The sequence below is a fragment of the Aliiroseovarius crassostreae genome (assembly GCF_049803815.1).
Taxonomy (GTDB): Bacteria; Pseudomonadota; Alphaproteobacteria; order Rhodobacterales; family Rhodobacteraceae; genus Aliiroseovarius; species Aliiroseovarius crassostreae_A.
The window spans coordinates 108,005-127,198 of the sequence record NZ_JBNAGI010000006.1; the positions used below are offsets into that span (position 1 = coordinate 108,005).

The window sequence follows — 19,194 nt, forward strand, 5'->3', positions numbered from 1 at the left end:
CCCTCAGAGCGGTTTTTCCATGAAGATCGAGCTGTTCGCCTCGGGGTAGTCGCCAAACGCACCGCAACGGGTGAAACCTGCGCGTTCGTACAGGCGATGGGCCGCGTGCAGCACATTGCCGGTCTCAAGCTTCAACGCCTTGTGGCCCTTGGCGCGCGCGGTCGCTTCGAGCTGTGACAACAGCGCCTCGCCCACCCCTTTGCCACGGGCGTCAGGCGCGACGAACATGGATTTCACCTCGCCGTAATCACCCTTGTCCGCCACCGCGCCAGTGCCCAGGATCCGTGCGCCCTCACGAGCGACGAAGAACGAAATCTCGGGCCCGCACAGATCGTCGATCTCCAGAAAGAAATTGTCCTCCGGCGGGAACAGCTCCTCCATCAGCGCATGGCTTGCCTTAAGCAGCGCCGTCGCTTCTGGATGGTGCGGATCGCCCGGTTCAATTCGGAGGGTAATTTCGGTCGTCACGCCGAAAGCGCCTCTTCGATCGCGGCACGGTTCAGGCCCGACTGGCCAATCACAACAAGGCGGGTTTCGCGTTTTGCGGCCCCGAACGGTTGGTCGAAGTAGGTGTCGACGCGGGGCCCAACCGCCTGCAGGGTCAGGCGCATCGGTTTGCCTTCGACGGCGGCAAACCCCTTCAGACGCAGAATGTTGTTCGACCGGATCACATCGGCGACCTTCTCGGCAAAGGCCTTCGGGTCCGCCACTTCGCCGCGCGTCACCACAAAGCTTTCGAACGCGTCGTGGTCATGGTCGTGGTGGTGATGATCTTCGTGGTGGCGGTCGTCATCGTGATCATGATCGTGGTCGTGATCATGGTGACCTTTTTCGTGCAGCGACAGGCGGGCGTCCATGTCATCTTCGGCGCCCATGCCCTGCCCCAACAAGACCTCAACCGGCAGCGCGCCCATGGTCGAGCGCACCACCTGCACGCCGTCGCGGCTGTCACCCTGCAGTTTGCCGACCAGCGCATCGGCCTCATCCTCGCCCAGCAGGTCGGATTTGTTCACCACAATCATATCGGCGCAGGTCACCTGGTCCTTGAACAGCTCCGACAGGGGCGTTTCGTGATCGAGGTTTTCATCCATCTTGCGCTGCGCTTCGACCGCATCCAGGTTTGACGCAAACTGCCCGTCGGACACGGCCTTGCCGTCAACCACGGTCACAACGCCATCCACGGTCACGCGGGTCGAAATCTCGGGCCATTGGAACGCGCGCACCAGGGGTTGCGGCAGGGCCAGACCGGACGTTTCAATGACGATGTGATCGGGCGGGGTTTCGCGATCCAACAGTTTTTCCAGCGTTGGAATGAAATCTTCGGCCACGGTGCAGCAGATGCAACCGTTCGACAGCTCCATGATATCATCCTCGGTGCAGGTCTCATCCCCGCAACCTTTCAGAATGTCACCATCCACGCCCAGATCGCCAAATTCATTGATGATCAGCGCAATGCGTTTGCCATTTGCGTTGTCGAGCATATGGCGGATCAGGGTGGTTTTCCCTGCGCCCAGGAAACCGGTCACAACCGTGGCGGGGATTTTACTCAGCATTTTTGTCTACTCCGTTGCCCGTCCTCCCCGACGGGTCATTAAAAGGCACATATGGCAGGTCTCCTGGCTTGCGGATCTCGGCTCGGCGTCGCCTTCCCAGCTTGTCGCCAGTGGCACTTGAACGCCTGCGCTCCGCTTACAGTCGCGGGGGCGGCTGCCGCATTGGACCCCGACTTGGGTCGCCCGCACGGCATTCCCTTTTCTCCCCGTTTGCATCAGGTGCGCGCGGGGAACCATATCCGCCCGTTCTGCCGCGCGGGGGGCAATATCGTCAAGATGGATTGCGACGCGCGCCGGGGCACAAACGGCAGAATTTCCACACCAAACCCGGTACAACCACCAATATCTTGTGGATAACCCGCCCGGATTCTCCACATTTCGGGCATCGTTATTGACAGGGTCAGATCGCTCGCGAACACTTGTTTCACCGGAGAATCAAAAAGAGGCAGGCCGCTTGCGGTTTTCAAAACTTCGTCTGAATGGCTTCAAAAGCTTTGTTGACCCGACCGATCTGGTGATCGCTGACGGGCTGACAGGCGTGGTTGGACCAAACGGATGCGGCAAGTCGAACCTGTTGGAAGCACTTCGCTGGGTGATGGGCGAAAACCGCCCAACCGCGATGCGCGGCGGTGGCATGGAAGACGTGATCTTTGCCGGGGCCGCCACCCGCCCCGCCCGCAATTTCGCCGAAGTTTCCCTGCTTCTGGACAACTCCGAACGGCTTGCCCCCTCGGGCTTCAACGACAGTGACAACCTGGAAATTGTCCGCCGGATCACCCGAGACGCGGGCTCGGCCTATAAGGTCAATGCCAAGGATGTGCGCGCGCGCGATGTGCAGATGCTCTTTGCGGACGCGTCCACCGGCGCACATTCCCCGGCGCTTGTGCGGCAGGGTCAGATTTCCGAACTGATCAACGCCAAACCCAAGGCGCGCCGGCGGATCCTGGAAGAGGCCGCGGGCATCTCGGGCTTGTATCAGCGCCGCCATGAGGCAGAGCTGAAACTGAAAGGCACGGAAACCAATCTGGCGCGGGTGGACGATGTGCTGGAACAACTCGCCACGCAACTGGCGCAACTCGCCCGGCAGGCCCGTCAGGCGCAACGCTATCGCACCATTGGCGATGATCTGCGCCGTGCCGAGGGGCTGCTTTTGTATCGTCGCTGGAAAGAGGCCGATCTGGCCCGCCATGAGGCGGAAGAGATCCTGACCGAACGGGTGAAACAGGCGGGGCAGGCCGAACTTTTGGCCCGCAAAGCCGCCAAGGACCGCGAAGAAGCTGAGGCCGCGCTGCCAGCGCTCCGCGAAGAAGAGGCCGTGGCCGCCGCAATTTTGCAACGCCTGACCGTCAGCCGCGATCAGCTCTCGGATCAGGTGGCGCAGGCGCTGGAACGCATTCAGGTTTTGACCGGGCGCATCGACCAGTTGGGCAAAGACATCGACCGCGAGGCCGGGCTGAACCGCGACGCCGGCGAGACAATCGAACGGCTGGAATGGGAACAAGACCAGCTGCGCAAAGCCTCGGACGGGCATGAAGATGCGCTCAGCGAGGCCAGCGATCAGGCCCGTGAAAGTGCCGCGATCCTGCAAGAACGCGAAGGTGATCTGGCGCAGCTGACCGAAGACGTGGCGCGCCTGGCGGCCCGCCACCAATCCGCGCACCGGTTGCTTGATGACAACCAGAAAACGCTGGAAAAAAGCGAAGCAGAAGCGGCACGCGCGCAGGAGGCTGTGACCCAGGCGCAAGAGGCCGTGACGCAAGCGGCAGAAGATTTCGAACTGGCCGAAGCCGCCGCCGAAGCCGCTAGCGAAGCCGCAGAAGAGGCCGAAGCGGCCCTTGCCGCTGCGGATGAAGCCCGCAATGAGGCGCAATCGCGTGAAGCAGATGCCCGCGCTGCGCGCTCATCAGCTGATGGCGAGGTGAACGCGCTTCATGCCGAGGTCACCGCGCTGGCGCGATTGGTGGAACGCGACGCCACTGAGGGCGATCAGGTGCTGGATCAACTGCGCGTGCAGTCGGGATATGAAAAGGCGCTTGGCGCCGCGCTGGCCGATGATCTGCGCGCGCCGGAAGTGGGCCATGATGCGCCCTCGGGCTGGGCCACCCTGCCCGCCTATGCGCAGGCGCAACCGCTGCCGGATGGGGTGAACGCCCTGTCGAACTACGTGACCGTGCCGCCGGTCCTTGCGCGGCGCATTGGGCAGATTGGCATTTGTGAACCCGAAGACGCGCCCCGCCTGCAAGAGGCGCTGAAACCCGGCCAGCGGCTGGTGTCTTTGGAAGGCGATTTGTGGCGTTGGGACGGGTTCCGGGCGGGGGCCGAGGACCAGCCATCAACTGCCGCGCTGCGTCTGGAGCAGCTCAACCGCCTGCAACAGCTGAAACAGGATCTGGAAGAGGCCAATGCCCGCGCAGAAGGGGCACGCGCCGCCCACGACACGTTGAAAACCATGCTGGCGGATGCCGCTGAGGCCGACAAACGCGCCCGCGAGGCCCGCCGCGATGCGGATCGCGCCATGTCCGACGCAGGCCGCGCGCTGTCGCGCGCCGAGGCCGATCGCAACATCGCGGAAGGCAAGCTGGAAAACATGGGGTTGGCCGTGCGCCGTCACGAGGAAGAGGCCCTTGGCGCACGCACCCGCCTGAAAGAGGCCGAAGCCGCCGTGGCGGAGCTGGGTGATCTGGACGCGGCCCGCGCGGGCGTCGAAGAGGTCAAGATGGCCGTCGAGGCCGCGCGCATGACCATGATGGCAAAACGCTCGCAGCATGATGAGTTGCGCCGCGAAGGCGAGGCCCGTCTGAAGCGCGGTCAGGAGATTACCAAGGAGATTTCCGGCTGGCGGCACCGTCTGGATACCGCTGAACGGCGCATTGCCGAACTGGAAGAACGCAAAGTGATGAGCGAGGAAGAGCTGGAAGAGGCGCAGGCCGCGCCAGAAGAGCTCGCCATTCAGCGCGAAGAACTGACCGAGCAGATCGAGGGCGCGGAGGAACGCCGCAAGGGGGCCGCTGACAAGCTCGCCGAAGCCGAGACCAAGGAACGCACGGCGACCCATACGGAACGTGACGCCGAGCGGCTGGCTGGTGAGGCCCGCGAACATCGCGCCGCCGCAGAAGCGCGTGCCCAAGCGGCGCGTGAAACCGTGACCCAGGCCGCCGAACGCATCGAAGACGACATGGAAACCACGCCGCAAGCGCTTTTGGAAAGCCTTGATGCAGACCCGGAGAAAATGCCCTCGTCCGAGCAGATTGAACATGACGTGAACCGGCTGAAACGCCAGCGAGATGCGCTTGGCGCCGTGAACCTGCGCGCCGAAGAAGACGCGCGTGAGGTGCAGGAAGAGCATGACAATCTGAAGCGCGAGAAGACCGATCTGGAAGAGGCGATCAAGAAGCTGCGCACCGGGATCGCCAGCCTGAACAAGGAAGGGCGCGAACGGCTTTTGACGGCGTTCGAAGAGGTGAACGGCAGCTTCTCGACCCTGTTCACCCATCTTTTTGGCGGGGGCGAAGCGAAACTGGTGCTGGTGGAAAGCGACGATCCGCTGGATGCGGGTCTGGAAATCATGTGCCAACCACCGGGCAAGAAGCTCTCGACCCTCAGCCTGTTGTCGGGGGGCGAACAGACCCTGACCGCGATTGCGCTGATCTTTGCGGTGTTCTTGGCAAACCCCGCGCCGATCTGTGTGCTGGACGAGGTGGACGCGCCGCTGGATGATGCCAACGTGACGCGGTTTTGTGACCTGCTGGACGAAATGACACGCCGCACCGACACGCGGTTCCTGACCATCACCCACCATGCGGTCACGATGAGCCGCATGGACCGGCTGTTTGGCGTGACAATGGGTGAACAGGGCGTCAGCCAGCTGGTCAGTGTTGACCTGAAAAAGGCCGAAGAACTGGTGGCGTAACCCCAATTGAGGATTGCCAGCAAACTGGCATCTGCATAGGCTGGCGACAACAGATCGAGGGAGAACTATGATGACTTTTAAATCCATCTTTTCAGCCATTTGCCTGACCACGGCACTCGCCCTGCCTGCGGCTGCTGAAAACATCACGGCCGCCAATCCACAAAGCCTGATGGATTTCTTTGCGTCGGAAAACGCCACCGCGAAAATGACCGAAGACAACGTCGGCGATCCCAAGATCGACATGAAATATTACAGCACCGAGTTTTCGGTCTATTTCTATGGCTGTGATGACGGTAAATCCTGTGACGCAATTCAGTTCTTCTCGGGCTACGCCACCAAGGGGGAAGTGGCCATTGCCAAGATCAACAAATGGAATACTGAACAACGCTTTGGTCGCGCGTATCTGACCGACGAAGGGGCAGCGCGGGTGGAATATGACATCTACACCGGGGCCGATGGGATTACGGCAGAAGACTTTTCCGAAATGTTCGAAATCTGGACCAACCTTCTGGGCAAGTTCGAAAAGCACATCGACTGGTAATCCACAAACGGCCGGGCGTGGCGTGCGTTCAAAGCTTGATCAGGTGATCGGCGCGCGTCACAACCCCATCCTGCACAACGCGGCACAACACCCCGCGCAGCCGGTGCGGTAAGGTTTCCGGCAGGACCAGCCAATCCTTGGCGTCCTGCCCGTAACGCAGCTTCCACTTCACGCAGCCATCATTGGGCACATCCGACACCTCAAGCACCGCACTGCCCGCGCGAAGGCGTGTGCCTGCGGGCAGGTTTTCAAACGATGTGTCAATATCGGCGACAATCGGGTCGCCCGGATGCACCACGTTGTCACGGTCAAGCCAGACCGCATCCACCACGCGTTTGGACAGAACAGAAACCTGCGCGCGCGGGTCGGGCGACCCGTCTGGCAAGGTCAGCCACGGGTGGGATTGTCCGCGATCTCCGGGAATTCCGCCATCAACAGTCAGGGCCAGATCATCGACAAATCTACGCTCGCCAAATCCTGGCCGCCAGCACAGCATGTCAATCGGCGCATCGGTTTTCGGGGCGGCCAACACATGCGGAATGGCCGCCATCAGATCATCAAGACGGGCCTGTTTGGTCATAGCTTCGACAGAAGCCCAGCTGTCGGCCATGCATCTGCGGGTAGGCCCAAACGGATCTGTTCTTTCTGAACCGCCACCCGCGTCTTGGCCCCAAGGATGCCATCCACCTTGCCCACATCATGCCCGCGCGCGGCCAGTTTCTTTTGCAGCGCTTTCATCTGCCCACCCGACAAGGCCGGGTCAGGATTGCCCGCCTTGTAGATCGGCGCGCCCTCCAGCCGGGTCGCGAAATAAGCAGCGGTCATCACATAAGTGAAGCTTTTGTTCCATTCGAAATAAACACGAAAATTGGGATAAGCGATGAAGGCCGGGCCTTTGCGCCCCTGCGGCAGCAGGATCGAGGCGGGAAGGTTCGCAAGGTTGCCTGTGCGCGGCGTCACGCCCAGCTTGGCCCATTGGCTGGCTGTCATTTCAGTGCCCAGACCAGTCTTCGACCAGTCAAAATCCTTGGGCAGGGTCACTTCCTGCACCCAGGGTTCCCCTGCGCGCCAGCCCAGACCACGCAGCATATTGGCCCCGGACAAAAGCGCATCCGTGGGCGAGTTGCGCAGGTCCACCACGCCGTCCCCATCGCCATCCACGCCCGCTTCGATAATATCACCGGGCAGCATCTGCACCATGCCAATTTCACCCGCCCAGGCCCCGGTTGACGTGCGCGGGTTGAAATCCCCACGCTCAAAAAGCTCAAGCGCTGCAAAGACTTGTGGCTGGAACAGCTCAGGCCGGCGGCAATCATGGGACAGGGTGACCAGTGAATTCAGCGTGTTGAAATTGCCCTGAAACGCGCCGTAATCGGTTTCAAAGGCCCAGAACGCGGTCAGCACACCGCGGCTCACGCCATAGTCCCGCTCCATCCGGTCAAAGGTCTTGGCGTGTTTTTTCAGCTTCGATTGCCCCACCTGCATCCGGTTCTGGCTGATCAGCGCACGGGAGAAATCAATGAAGGATTTCTGAAAAATCCCTTGCGCACGATCCGCCTTGAGCGTCGCCCCGTCCTGTTTCACCCCGGCAAAGAAACTGTCGACGGTGGATTGCGCATGGCCTTTCGCCACCGCCTCTTTCTTCATCGCGGTCACAAAGCCCGAAAACGATCCGCCACATTTCACCATGGCCGAGGCCGGGTTGCTCAGGGTCAGGGCCACAAGCCCGGCAGTAATCAACAAACGCATGGGAACTCCCGATTTGGTTTTCGGGCAGCCTAGCGAAAATGCGCGGTTAGACAAGCGCCAGCAAAAGCGCGCCCACAAAGAGCACCAACCATGCCGACCAGAGCATGTCGACCGCCTGATCCACCTCTTTTGCACCGATCTCCTGCGCGCCCTCTTCGTTGACCCAAGGGTAGTCACGCAGCGCGCCGTCATAGGATCGTGGACCCGACAGCGCCACATTCAGCGCCGCTGCCATCGCTGCCTCGGGCCAGCCCGCATTGGGCGACCGGTGTAAAGGGGCATCGCGGCGGATCACGTCCCAGGCATCCCATTTGCGGCGGGCCACCATGAAGACAAGGGCCGAGAGCCGTGCCGGGATCCAGTTCAGCACATCATCCAGACGCGCGGCAAACTTGCCAAACTCCTCGTGCTTTTCGGTGCGATAGCCAATCATGCTGTCAGCGGTATTGACGAGTTTATAGACCATCAACCCCGGCAGCCCCGCCACGACAAACCAGAATATCGGTGCCACCACCCCGTCCGAGAAGTTTTCCGCCGCACTTTCAATCGCGCCTCGCGCCACGGCGGGCGGCTCCATGTCAGACGTGTCGCGCCCGACGATCATCGACACCGCCTGACGCCCGTGGAACAGCGATTTGCGCAACCCGTCCGCCACCGCCTGCACATGGGCGGAAAGTGATTTCTGGGCAATCAGAATGGCGGCCAGCAGCACCTCCCACAGCCCCCCCAGCGGCAGGTGCGGGATCGCCGCGCCCAGCGCACCGGCAAAAGCGGCCAGCACGAGGATCACAAATGTGCCTTTCAGGATCTTCGCGTCACCGTGGTTGAACGTCTGATCTGCCCAACCAATCACGCGGCCCATGATCACCGCCGGATGCGGCACGCGTTTCCACGCCCAGTCCGGCTCGCCCAGGAAAGCATCGATCAACATGGCCCAGACAAGTGTCACAGCGCGGCCTCCAATTGGGCCCAGGTGCCGGCGGGCGGCAGGCCCAGACGCAGCCAGGTTTTCGAATAGGGGAAGATGCGGCTCCAGACATGACCGCGCGCCAACCTATCCTGCCACGCGGCGGCATCGTCGACCTCGTAAAGCCGAAAGAGCGTGGTGCCGCCGATCAGCTTCGCGCCATGATACATCATCGTCCCGTCCATCCGCGCGGTGTCGACCGCAAGCCGCTGACGGGTAGTTGCCACCCAATCCAGATCTTCCAGCGCACGGGCACCGATGGCGAGCGCGGGGCCCGAGACCTGCCATGGCCCAACCGCCTCGCGCAGCTTGGCAATCAAGGCGGGATCCCCGATGGCAAAGCCCAGCCGCAGCCCGGCCAGGCCCCAGAACTTGCCAAAGCTTTTCAGGATCAGCGTGCCCGGTTCCGTGGCCCGCGCGATATGGGTCATGTCGGGGGTGACGTCACAGAAGCTCTCGTCAATCACGGTCAAGGCGCGCGCCCAATCCGGGTCCAGCCAGAACCGCCCATCGGGGTTGTTGGGGTGCACCAGAACCTGCGCCTGCCCGCCATCCCCGGTTTCCCAGCCGTTTGCCGCAAAGGCCGCGGCGTGTTCGTTGTAGGTGGGCGTGGGGATCTCGGCCGTGCCGGTGGGCAGCAAGGTGGGAATGCGCGCGATCAGGGCCGAGGCGCCGGGGGCGGCAAGGATGTCAGCGCCCTCTGGCACCTTCCAAAACGCACGCGCGGCGGTTTCCAGACGCGCAAAAGCGCCTTTGTCGGGCAGGGCTGTCCAGGCCTCGGCGTCGAACTCGCCCAGCGGATAGGGGTGCGGGTTGATACCGGTGGACAGGTCGATCCAATCGGCGCGCTTGCCACCATATTGGGCGATCGCCGCATCCAGCCCGCCGCCATGATCACGTGTCTTGGTCATCCGCTCACTCTTCGGGGATCGGGTGGTGGCGGGTCACGAAATGCCCCTTCACCGCCTGTGGCCATTCGCGGTAAGGCACGGTGCCATTGGCGCTGGCAGCATGGCCCTGCGCGTAGGCGACGATCCCGTCGGCGGCATCCTGTGTCGGGTCAAACCGCCCCATCGTATAGGCCAGCTTGCCATGGGCCTGGATCGACACGTTACAGCTGTTGTCGCAGCCCATCAGGCAGGATACGCGGCGCACACGCAGATCGGTGCCACGCGCGGCCCCTTCGACCAGTTCGGCCAAAGCCTCGCCATCGGTTTTGCCGCCCGACTGCGCCTCGTCCCAACCGTCGCGTTTGCAGGTGTCACAGATGGTGATCCAGCTTGTCATGCGCGTTTCCCCCTTGGTAAATCGCGGGGCCCTCACTTGCCCCGGCTGCCGTTATCTGAGCCTTGAAGCGGAAAATTCCCCCAAACACAATCCCGACGATCATATATCCTTTGATTGTCGCGGGATCACAAACAATGTGACAGACTGTTTACCCGGTTGTCATGGCATCACCCGGCGTTTTGTGGGAAAACACCTTAGGGAGCCTACATGCAAGTACTGATCGTCGAATCGAATACCGACCTGGCGCAGGTCTGGGCCCGCTCGCTGTCGCGGCAGGGGGTCGACGTGGCCTGTGCAGATGGCGAAGACAGTGCCATTACCGCCATCGGGCAAACCCCGTTTGACGTGATCGTGATGAATATACGCCTGGGCCGCGGCAATGCGCTGAACGTGTCCGATTACGCCGCCTTTCGCCGGCCAAATGCGCGGGTGATCTTCGTCACCAACTCCACCTTCTTTTCCGACGGGTCGATTTTTGAACACGCGTCCAATGCCCATGCCTGCATCCCCGACCAGACCCCGGCAGAGGATCTGGCAGCGCTGGTGGAGTATCACGGGCGTCACGCCGCCAGCCCAGCGGAATAATCCATATTTGCAAACGACACATGGGGGATTAGGGTCACCTTATGACCACACCCCACCCGCGCCCGGATGCCGTTGTTTTCGATATCGGAAACGTGTTGATCCGCTGGCAACCCGAAACCCATTATGACCATTGGATCGGTACGGACCGGCGTCATGCGTTTTTTGCCACCGTGGATCCGCACCAGATCAATCACCGCATGGATGCCGGGGAAGATTTCCGCACCTTGGTGGAAGAGGCCGCCATCCGGCACCCGGATTATCGTCGTGAAATCCTGTGGTGGTTTGACCGCTGGCGTGAACTGGCCACCCCGGCGATTGACCTGTCGGTCGCCACATTGCGCGCTTTGAAACGGCGCGGCGTGCCGGTCTTTGCCCTGTCAAATTTCGGCGTGACCTCTTTTGCCCTATCCGCGCTGGACTATGATTTTTTCGGCGAATTTGATCGGCTTTTCATTTCGGGCCAGCTGAAAACGGCAAAACCTGATCACAGGATCTATGAGGTGCTGGAACAAGATTGCGGCATCGCCCCGGACCGTCTGCTGTTCACCGATGATCTGCCCGCCAATATCGCCACCGCCAAGGCGCGCGGCTGGCAAACCCATCTGTTCACGGATGCGCGTGACTGGGCGGATCACCTGATCACGAGGGGCCTGATCGAAGAGAGCGACCTGTGACCCGCACTGTCCGGCAGGTTGCCCCGATCATCGGGGGCAGAACGCGGCGGCGCGTGGATTTTCACGTGCACGGGTCACATTCACACTCTACAAAAACAACAGTGGCGCACAGCGCTGCGCCAATGGGGTAACAGGATAGGAACGGAAGATGGTCACGATCGCACAGGTTCAGATGCCCCCCGCTCGGCATGACGGTCGAGGACCGCTCCCGGGCACACAAACCCGCCGGACCAATGCGACACCAGACCACGGGTTGCCTGTAGCTTTCGACCGCATGGGCACCGCCTGATGGGCTGGCTGGCGCTGATCGGGCTTTGGCTGCTGGCCAATCTGTTGATTGCCCCTTGGGTGATCGAACGGGCGCGGGCCGAGATGAACAGCGCCCTGCGCCATGACGCCCCCGGCGGGTTTGTGAAACTGTCGCAAGGCATCACCCATTACGAATGGCACGGGCGGGGCAAAGGGCCACTGGTCGTGATGATCCACGGGCTGACCACCCCCAGTTGGGTGTTTGCCGCCCTGATCCCCGGCCTCACCGCCATGGGATTTCGCATCCTCACCTATGATCTGTACGGACGGGGGTATTCCGACCGGCCCGAGGGCGCACAGGATGCGGCGTTTTTCCTGACCCAGCTGGAGGATTTGCTGCAGGCGCTGGAGATCGACGAAGAGCTGTCACTCTTCGGGTATTCCATGGGCGGTGCCATCGCCACGGCCTATGCCGCGCGCCACAAAGACCGGGTGGACCGGCTGATGCTGCTGGCCCCGGCCGGCATGATTTATCACACCGGTGCGCTCCTGAAACGCTGCGCGGCCTGGGGGAAAGTCGGCGATTGGATCTGGGATTGCCTTGGCGGGTGGGAACTGCGCCGCGTGGCAGTGCGAGAGGCGGAGACCGCGCAGATCCCGAACCTTGCCGAACGGGTGCGCGACGAAACCGGCACGCGCGGATATCTGCGGGCCATCCTGTCGTCAGAACGGCACATGCTTTCGACCACGCAAGAGGCCGAACACCGCGCCATCGCCAAGACCCATATCGCGGTGATCTCGGTCTGGGCGGAAAAGGACATTCCAATCCTGCTATCTGCGATGGGCAAGCTGACCGAATGGAACCGGAAATGTTATAAATACGAGATCAAGGGCGCGGGGCACGGGTTGGGATACACGCATCCCGACGAAGTGATCGACGCCCTGCGTGAACATTTGCGCGAAGTTTGACCTCTCCTTTACCTGCACTCAACAAGGCGGGCTTTGCATTTGACTTTATCCCCTACCGGGGGATAGGGTTTTTGCATGACAAACGCACATCCACACCATTCGCACCCGCAAATCACCGCCCGCCTGAAACGCGCCCACGGCCATCTGGCCAAGGTCATTGCCATGCTGGAAGACGAAGCCAGCTGTACCGACATTGCCCAACAATTACATGCGGTTGAAAAGGCGATCACCAATGCGAAGAAGGTGCTGATCCACGATCACATCGATCATTGCCTCGACCCAGACACCCAATCGCAGGCAGGTGTCGACATGGCGGATTTTCGCGAGATCACCAAGTATCTCTGACCCGCCACCGCGACCGGACACAGCCCTTTTTCCAAGGTCACGCCATGATCCAGATCCTGAAAAACCGTACCTACCGCCACCTCTTTTTCGCGCAAATCGTGGCGCTGACCGGCACCGGGTTGGCGACGGTGGCGCTGGGGCTTTTGGCCTTTGATCTGGCGGGCGGCGAAGCAGCACTGGTGCTGGGCACGGCGCTGACAATCAAGATGGTGGCATATGTTCTGGTCGCCCCGGTGGCCGCTGCATTGGCGGAACGGATCGACCGACGTCGCGTTCTGGTTTTCCTCGACCTCATTCGCGCTGCCGTGGCCCTGTGCCTGCCCTTCGTCACCGAAATCTGGCAGATCTACGTGCTGATCTTCCTGCTGCAATCGGCATCCGCCGGGTTCACCCCGAGCTTTCAGGCCACGATCCCCGAGGTGCTGCCCAACGAGGACGACTACACCAAGGCGCTGTCCCTGTCCCGCCTCGCGATGGATCTGGAAAGCCTGCTCTCTCCGCTTCTGGCCGCCGCTCTTCTGACCCTTACGGGGTTTGCCACACTCTTTTGGGGCACCGCGTTCGGGTTCATCGCCTCGGCCTGTCTGGTGGTCTCGGTGGCCCTGCCCAGCCCGCGCCCAACCAAACCCCGCCCGATCTGGGAACGCACCACCCGGGGCATTCGCCTTTACCTGAAAACACCACGCCTGCGCGGGTTGCTCGCCCTGTGCTGGGCCAGTTCCACCACCGGGGCGATGGTGTTTGTGAACACGGTGAACCTGGTGAAATCGGACCTCGCGCTGGGGGATCGGTCGGTGGCGCTGACTCTCGGCGCGTTTGGTCTGGGTTCCATGCTGGCCGCCTTCACCCTGCCCCGCCTGATCAAACAGTCAGAAGACCGCAGCGTGATGGTAACGGGGGCTGCGATCAGCCTGATCAGCCTCGGCGGTTTTGCCGTGGCGCTCATGACGACACCCTTGGACCTACCACTGCTCTTGATCACCTGGGCCGGGATTGGCGTGGGATTTTCCGCCACCCTCACCCCGTCGGGCCGCGTCCTGTCACGCTCGGCCCACAGCGCCGACCGCCCGGCGATTTTTGCCGCCCATTTCACCCTGTCGCACGGCTGCTGGCTGGTGGCTTATCCGCTGTCAGGGTGGCTGATGATCACCGTTGGGGCGGGGCCAACGGCCTTGATCCTCGCCGCCCTCGCCAGCGTCGGCGCGGGCGCGGCGCTGGCCCTTTGGCCTCGCCACAGTTCAGATGTAAGGGAACACAGCCATGACGATCTGCCACCGGATCACCCACATCTGACCGGCCCCGGGCCCCATGCCCACGCGATCATCATCGACGATCTGCACCCGCATTTCCCAACCACGCGCGGGTAAAAGCCCCTCCAAAAACAACAAACCCCCGAAGCTGGGCTGCGGGGGTCGTCGTGGCGGGGAATTGACAACTCCCCCACCTATGCGTTCAGATCTTAAAGAAGACCCTCACGTTGCGCTTTTTTCCGAGCCAGCTTGCGCTGACGGCGAATAGCTTCCGCTTTCTCACGGGCTTTCTTCTCGGAGGGCTTCTCGAAATGCTGCCGAAGCTTCATCTCGCGGAAGACACCTTCACGCTGAAGTTTCTTCTTCAGCGCACGAAGCGCCTGGTCTACGTTGTTATCGCGAACCGAAACCTGCATGTGGTTGTCACCACCTTTCTAAGTTAGAGTTTGCAGAATTGCAGGAACGGCCCCTTTAGCAGGGAAAGCGAGTCGTGTCCAGTTCTTCCCCAACCGCTTTTCATCCCCCATTTCCTGCCAAAACGCGTCAATCTGGGTGCTACCCCCCCGATATGGAACATGTATAAAGAAGGGATCAATTCGCTGACCGGACCTGCCCCATGCTGACCAAAGACACTTTCCTTGATGCCGCCCTGAACCACGTCCCCTTTGACGGCTGGTCCGAGGCAACGATGCAAGCAACGCGGGACGAGTTGGACGCATCCGAGGCCGAGGTGCAGGCGTTGTTTCCCCGCGGGGCGCTGGATCTGGCGCTGGCTTATCACAAGGCAGGCGACGCCGAGATGGTGGCGCAGTTGAAGGCCGCCAATCTGGACGAGATGCGCTTTCGCGACCGGATCGCCGCCGGGGTAAAAATCCGGCTGAAACTTGCTGACAAGGAAATGGTGCGCAAAGGCATGGCCTTCTTTGCCCTGCCACAAAACGCCGCCGACGGATCCGCCGCGCTGTGGGGCACATGTGACGCGATTTGGAACACGCTGGGCGACAGCTCGCAGGACGTGAACTGGTACACGAAACGCGCGACATTATCGGCGGTCTACACCTCCACCGTGCTGTACTGGCTGGGCGACGACAGCGACGGGCATGCCGCCACCTGGGCCTTTCTCGACCGGCGCATCGACAATGTGATGCAGTTTGAAAAGGTGAAGGCACAGGCGCGCAAGAACCCGCTGTTCAAATCCTTTATGGCCGGGCCAGGCAAATGCCTTGACCTGATCAAGGCCCCCGGTGCCCGAGACATGAACCCCAACTATCCGGGCCGCTGGGCGCCCACTTCCCCAAACGGAGACACGTGAATGACCGACATGATGCGCGCGGTGGAAATCTCGACCCCCGGTGGGCCCGAGGTGTTGAAACTCATCGACGCCCCGATCCCTACGCCTGCGTACGGTGAGATCCTGATCAAGGTGGCCTATGCTGGCGTGAACCGCCCAGATGCCATTCAGCGCGCCGGCAATTATGCCCCGCCCCCGAACGCCTCGCCCCTGCCCGGGCTGGAAGCCTCGGGCGAAGTGGCCGCGGTGGGCGAAGGTGTAACCCAATGGGATATCGGCGATAAGGTCTGTGCCCTGTTGCCCGGCGGAGGGTACGCCGAATATGTCACCACCCCAGCCGCACACGCCCTGCGCGTGCCGGATGGGATGAGGATGCGCGACGCGGCCTGCCTGCCCGAAACATATTTCACCGTATGGTCAAACGTCTTTATGCGCGGCGGACTGCAGGCGGGCGAACGGTTTCTCGTGCATGGAGGGTCTTCCGGCATCGGCACCACGGCGATCCAGCTCGCCAGCCATTTTGGGGCCCGCGTCTTCACCACCGCTGGATCGGCCGAAAAATGCGCCGTCTGCACCGACCTCGGCGCGGAACGGGCGATCAATTACCGCGACGAAGATTTTGTCGAGGTCCTGAAACCCGAAGGGGGCGCGAACCTGATCCTCGACATGGTTGGCGGCGACTATATCGCCCGCAACATCCGCTGCTTGGCGACCGAGGGCCGCATGGTCCATATCGCCTTCCTGTCCGGTCCCAAGGCCGAGATCAATTTCGCGCAGATCATGGCCAAACGCCTGACCGTGACCGGATCAACCCTGCGCCCGCAATCGGACCTTGCGAAAGCCAAGATCGCCGAGGAACTGGCCGCAAAAGTCTGGCCGCTTCTGGACAAGGGCACGGTGAAACCCGTGCTGGATCAGGTCTTCGCACTGGAAGACGCGGCACAGGCGCACGCACGCATGGAAACCAGTCAGCACATCGGGAAGATTTGTTTGAAGGTGGCGTAAACCTCAAAAGAATATGGCGCCCCGAAAGGCGCCATAACGTTCTTCTACCAATTGGTATTCTCACATCGCAGCGCTCCACACCGTTTTCACCGCACCGCCCTACGATAGAGATGCCATGTCGCGTGCCCCAGAATGGGCAGCGCCACAACCAATCCCAACAAGAGCGGGATCGCACCGAGCACAAGGCTCCCCAACACAATTGCACCCCAGCGCAGCATCACACCGGGATTGTCGCGCATCAATTGGATCGAACAGCCCACCGCCACCGCGACACCCACCTGTCGGTCCAACAGCATCGGCACACTGATCACCGTTGTGGCCAGCGTGATCACCGCAAAGACAAAGCCAAGCGCGCCACCAATGGCGATCATCGCCCAACCGGCAGGCGTGGTCAGCGTGTCCTGCGCAAAGCTCATCAGGCTTTCAGGCACCGCAGGCCCCAGCGTGGCCAGGTAGATCCCCCAGGCTACCACCATCCAGGTCAGGAAAAGCCCGAGAAGATACAGCGCAATCACCACAATGCCGCCAAAACTCGGCGCGCCCAGCGCCCCCAGCGCCATGGAGAAGTTCACCTCATCACCCGCTTCACGCCGCTTTGATATCTCGTATAACCCAACCGCAGCCACCGGCCCCAGAAAGGCAAACCCCATCACCAACGGAAACAGCAGCGGCACCAGCGCCATGTTCAGCGCCATGCCAATCAGGATCAGCCCCACAACCGGGTAGAAGATCACCAGCATCATCACCTCTGTCCGCGCCGCACAGAAATCTTCATACCCCTTGCGCAGGGCCACATTCAGGTCCGTGTAATTCAATCGGCGGAGCTTCGGTGGCGCTTCCGCCCCGCTCATATGCTCCACGGAATGCGAGACATGATTGCCTGCGCCCACAACTTGCTGGGCCGCCCAGGACAGCGGATTACCGATTGTCTTGACCATCTGACATCCTCCCGAAGTGATCAACTTCGGCCGGGTTCGCAGATGTCGGTTAGGCATGACCGGACCCCGGCCGTTTGCCACATTATACCACAAACGCCCCACACGCCCCGCACACAAGGGGGTGAAGATCCCACACCCTCTGTCATCTCCTTATTTTCTGGACAGAAATATCCTGGGGTGAGGACGAAGTCCGAGGGGCAAAGCCCCTCCCGAGCGCAGCGAGGCCACCCCCAACCCGTGGCACCCCGCAGGGTCAACACGGGGCGGGAGCCCCCCTGCCAGATCAGCGGATCGGGTCCAGCAACGCACGGGTCTGGCTGCAATCGCGCCTCACATCCCGGCCACATTCTCGCGGCTCAAGGTCTTTGGTCAGGCACAGCCGGGCTTCCTGAATGCGATCACCCTTGCAGGTGATGGTCAGCATGTCAGCGCGCCAATTCGGGTTGGCCTGCAGAAATGCCTCTTCAATGACTTTCGCGGGCAAACGCACCGGGTTTTCCAGCTTGCGCAGCACCTCCGGCCGCTCCACCGCCTCATAGGCGCGACGCACGGTGTCGTAATACTCCGCAGGCTCCAGACCCGCACAGGTGCCGTGCTTCTTCCACTGATACCAGGCCGCGCCGCCATCCCCGAAAATATCGGCCTGCGCGCGGGTCATCCCCCGCGACGGGGCGCGGAAGGAATGGCGACAATAGGACGGCCAGCCCTGTTCGTATTGCGGCCACAGCCCATGCACCACCCAGCCTAAATCCCGCGATGGATCACATTGCTCCGATCCCCGCGCATCGCCCTCAACCGCACACCAATTGGGTGACCAGCTCAGCGCCAGCACGTAGTAATCAAATTCGCCGGTTGCCTCACCCTCCGCCCACAGGCCCAGCGCAGACATGCCCCAGATCACACTCGCCAAAACCGCTTTGCGCATTTTCTCTTCCCTCTTTGGCCATTCCCCCTTATATAGACCGCAAGTTCCCCGACAACGAGAACCGGTCTGGAAAACTCCCCGTGAGCCCAGACAGCCCAGCCAGGGCGCGGGAAAGTTGTATCCGGGCCCAAGGTTTTCAAAGGAGAGTTCCGATGTCGAACAAACCGATCATGGCAAAAGCCACCGCCGTTTGGCTGGTGGACAACACGACGATCAGCTTCAAACAGATCGCCGATTTCTGCGGCCTGCACGAGCTGGAAGTGCAGGGCATTGCCGATGGCGATGTGGCCACCGGCGTAAAGGGCTTTGACCCGGTCGCCAACAACCAGTTGGAGCAGTCCGAGATTGACAAGGCCGAGGCCAACCCGCTGCACAAGCTGAAACTGAAATTCTACGCCGCCGCCGTGGGCGAAGAAAAACGTCGCGGCCCGCGCTATACCCCCCTGTCGAAACGCCAGGACCGCCCGAACTCGATCCTGTGGCTGGTGAAATTCCACCCCGAACTCAGCGACGGCCAGATCGCCAAACTGGTGGGCACGACCAAGCCGACCATCCAGTCGATCCGCGAACGCACCCACTGGAACATCCAGAACATGGAACCCATCGACCCGGTGGCCCTGGGCCTGTGTAAGCAATCGGAACTGGATCTGGCTGTGCAAAAAGCCGCGAAGTCCAAAGACGCCATGTCCGATGACGAACGCCGCAAGCTGGTGTCGACCGAGCAGAGCCTGACCATGGATGCCGAGCCGAAGATGCCGACCGCCATCGAAGGGCTGGAAACCTTCTCGCTCTCGGCAGAGCCAAAGGAAGAAAAGGAAGAGGAAGTGCTGGACGCAGACAGCTTCTTTAACCTGCCCTCTGGCGATGATGCGGAAGACGACGACAAATAAGCGTCGCCCGATAGTGCAAGTTTTGAGGAAACCCCGGCGTCGCGTCGGGGTTTTTCTTTTGTGCAT

At 61.6% G+C, this 19,194-nt stretch carries 20 protein-coding genes and 1 riboswitch; of the genes, 10 read left to right on the forward strand and 10 right to left on the reverse strand.

Annotated elements, in window-relative coordinates; all coding sequences use genetic code 11:
• Window positions 1-3: 3 nt before the first annotated feature.
• A complete protein-coding gene (locus ACP15V_RS14885; protein ID WP_424944510.1) occupies window positions 4-468 on the reverse strand; it encodes a GNAT family N-acetyltransferase in 465 nt (154 codons plus the stop codon).
• Window positions 465-1,553 carry a cobalamin biosynthesis protein CobW gene (gene cobW / locus ACP15V_RS14890; RefSeq protein ID WP_424944511.1) on the reverse strand — a complete coding sequence of 363 codons (1,089 nt, stop codon included), beginning with the start codon at window positions 1,551-1,553 and terminating at the stop codon, window positions 465-467. The genes ACP15V_RS14885 and cobW overlap by 4 nt, the downstream gene beginning before the upstream one ends.
• 36 nt (window positions 1,554-1,589) lie before the next feature.
• Window positions 1,590-1,806: riboswitch (cobalamin riboswitch) on the reverse strand.
• Window positions 1,807-2,007: 201 nt separating this feature from the next.
• On the opposite strand from cobW, the gene smc reads away from it, so the two are divergent.
• Together smc and ACP15V_RS14900 are read left to right on the forward strand one after the other, a co-directional pair.
• Entirely contained in the window at window positions 2,008-5,463 is a 3,456-nt protein-coding gene (smc, locus tag ACP15V_RS14895; protein ID WP_424944512.1) for a chromosome segregation protein SMC, read from the forward strand.
• A gap of 70 nt (window positions 5,464-5,533) precedes the next feature.
• Window positions 5,534-6,004, forward strand: a complete 471-nt coding sequence (locus ACP15V_RS14900) for a YbjN domain-containing protein (protein WP_424944513.1) — start codon at window positions 5,534-5,536, stop codon at window positions 6,002-6,004.
• Between the two features lie 28 nt (window positions 6,005-6,032).
• On the opposite strand, the gene ACP15V_RS14905 is transcribed toward ACP15V_RS14900, so the two are convergent.
• From ACP15V_RS14905 to ACP15V_RS14925, 5 genes are read right to left on the reverse strand one after another with little or no spacing between them, the layout of a single operon-like run.
• Window positions 6,033-6,584, reverse strand: a complete 552-nt coding sequence (locus ACP15V_RS14905; RefSeq protein WP_424944514.1) for a hypothetical protein — start codon at window positions 6,582-6,584, stop codon at window positions 6,033-6,035.
• On the reverse strand, window positions 6,581-7,753 hold the full coding sequence (locus tag ACP15V_RS14910; protein ID WP_424944515.1) for a lytic murein transglycosylase: 1,173 nt from the start codon (window positions 7,751-7,753) through the stop codon (window positions 6,581-6,583). Before ACP15V_RS14910 ends, ACP15V_RS14905 begins: the two co-directional genes overlap by 4 nt.
• A gap of 46 nt (window positions 7,754-7,799) precedes the next feature.
• Window positions 7,800-8,702, reverse strand: a complete 903-nt coding sequence (gene cbiB, locus ACP15V_RS14915) for an adenosylcobinamide-phosphate synthase CbiB (protein ID WP_424944516.1) — start codon at window positions 8,700-8,702, stop codon at window positions 7,800-7,802.
• Window positions 8,699-9,631, reverse strand: a complete 933-nt coding sequence (locus ACP15V_RS14920; RefSeq protein ID WP_424944517.1) for a threonine-phosphate decarboxylase — start codon at window positions 9,629-9,631, stop codon at window positions 8,699-8,701. Before ACP15V_RS14920 ends, cbiB begins: the two co-directional genes overlap by 4 nt.
• 4 nt (window positions 9,632-9,635) lie before the next feature.
• Window positions 9,636-10,007 (reverse strand): DUF1636 family protein, encoded by a 372-nt coding sequence (locus ACP15V_RS14925; RefSeq protein ID WP_424944518.1) that lies wholly within the window; start codon window positions 10,005-10,007, stop codon window positions 9,636-9,638.
• 207 nt (window positions 10,008-10,214) lie between these two features.
• Between ACP15V_RS14925 and ACP15V_RS14930 the strand changes: the two genes are divergently transcribed.
• The 5 genes from ACP15V_RS14930 to ACP15V_RS14950 all read left to right on the forward strand — a co-directional run bounded on the left by ACP15V_RS14930 (window position 10,215) and on the right by ACP15V_RS14950 (window position 14,196).
• Window positions 10,215-10,592 (forward strand): response regulator, encoded by a 378-nt coding sequence (locus ACP15V_RS14930; RefSeq protein WP_424944519.1) that lies wholly within the window; start codon window positions 10,215-10,217, stop codon window positions 10,590-10,592.
• A gap of 41 nt (window positions 10,593-10,633) precedes the next feature.
• The gene (locus tag ACP15V_RS14935) at window positions 10,634-11,266 is read left to right on the forward strand and encodes an HAD family hydrolase (RefSeq protein ID WP_424944520.1); all 633 of its coding nucleotides are present in this window, start codon (window positions 10,634-10,636) and stop codon (window positions 11,264-11,266) included.
• 288 nt (window positions 11,267-11,554) lie between these two features.
• The gene (locus ACP15V_RS14940) at window positions 11,555-12,484 is read left to right on the forward strand and encodes an alpha/beta fold hydrolase (RefSeq protein ID WP_424944521.1); all 930 of its coding nucleotides are present in this window, start codon (window positions 11,555-11,557) and stop codon (window positions 12,482-12,484) included.
• Window positions 12,485-12,559: 75 nt separating this feature from the next.
• On the forward strand, window positions 12,560-12,829 hold the full coding sequence (locus ACP15V_RS14945) for a metal-sensing transcriptional repressor (protein ID WP_424944522.1): 270 nt from the start codon (window positions 12,560-12,562) through the stop codon (window positions 12,827-12,829).
• Window positions 12,830-12,873: 44 nt separating this feature from the next.
• Entirely contained in the window at window positions 12,874-14,196 is a 1,323-nt protein-coding gene (locus tag ACP15V_RS14950) for an MFS transporter (RefSeq protein WP_424944523.1), read from the forward strand.
• A gap of 92 nt (window positions 14,197-14,288) precedes the next feature.
• Here the strand turns inward: ACP15V_RS14950 and rpsU are convergent, their stop codons facing one another.
• Complete coding sequence (gene rpsU, locus ACP15V_RS14955; protein ID WP_018302784.1) at window positions 14,289-14,495, reverse strand: 30S ribosomal protein S21; 207 nt, start codon at window positions 14,493-14,495, stop codon at window positions 14,289-14,291.
• A gap of 200 nt (window positions 14,496-14,695) precedes the next feature.
• Here rpsU and ACP15V_RS14960 point away from each other — a divergent pair, with 200 nt between their 5' ends.
• Together ACP15V_RS14960 and ACP15V_RS14965 are read left to right on the forward strand one after the other, a co-directional pair.
• Window positions 14,696-15,391, forward strand: coding sequence for a COQ9 family protein (locus tag ACP15V_RS14960; RefSeq protein ID WP_424944524.1), 696 nt, complete (start codon window positions 14,696-14,698; stop codon window positions 15,389-15,391).
• The gene (locus ACP15V_RS14965) at window positions 15,392-16,375 is read left to right on the forward strand and encodes an NAD(P)H-quinone oxidoreductase (RefSeq protein ID WP_424944525.1); all 984 of its coding nucleotides are present in this window, start codon (window positions 15,392-15,394) and stop codon (window positions 16,373-16,375) included.
• A gap of 86 nt (window positions 16,376-16,461) precedes the next feature.
• Here the strand turns inward: ACP15V_RS14965 and ACP15V_RS14970 are convergent, their stop codons facing one another.
• Window positions 16,462-17,313 (reverse strand): DUF2189 domain-containing protein, encoded by an 852-nt coding sequence (locus ACP15V_RS14970; RefSeq protein WP_424944526.1) that lies wholly within the window; start codon window positions 17,311-17,313, stop codon window positions 16,462-16,464.
• Window positions 17,314-17,596: 283 nt separating this feature from the next.
• A complete protein-coding gene (locus ACP15V_RS14975; protein ID WP_424944527.1) occupies window positions 17,597-18,238 on the reverse strand; it encodes a ribonuclease T2 family protein in 642 nt (213 codons plus the stop codon).
• A 152-nt stretch (window positions 18,239-18,390) separates the two neighbouring features.
• Between ACP15V_RS14975 and ACP15V_RS14980 the strand changes: the two genes are divergently transcribed.
• Window positions 18,391-19,128, forward strand: a complete 738-nt coding sequence (locus ACP15V_RS14980) for a DUF1013 domain-containing protein (protein ID WP_424944528.1) — start codon at window positions 18,391-18,393, stop codon at window positions 19,126-19,128.
• The last annotated feature ends 66 nt before the right edge of the window (window positions 19,129-19,194 follow it).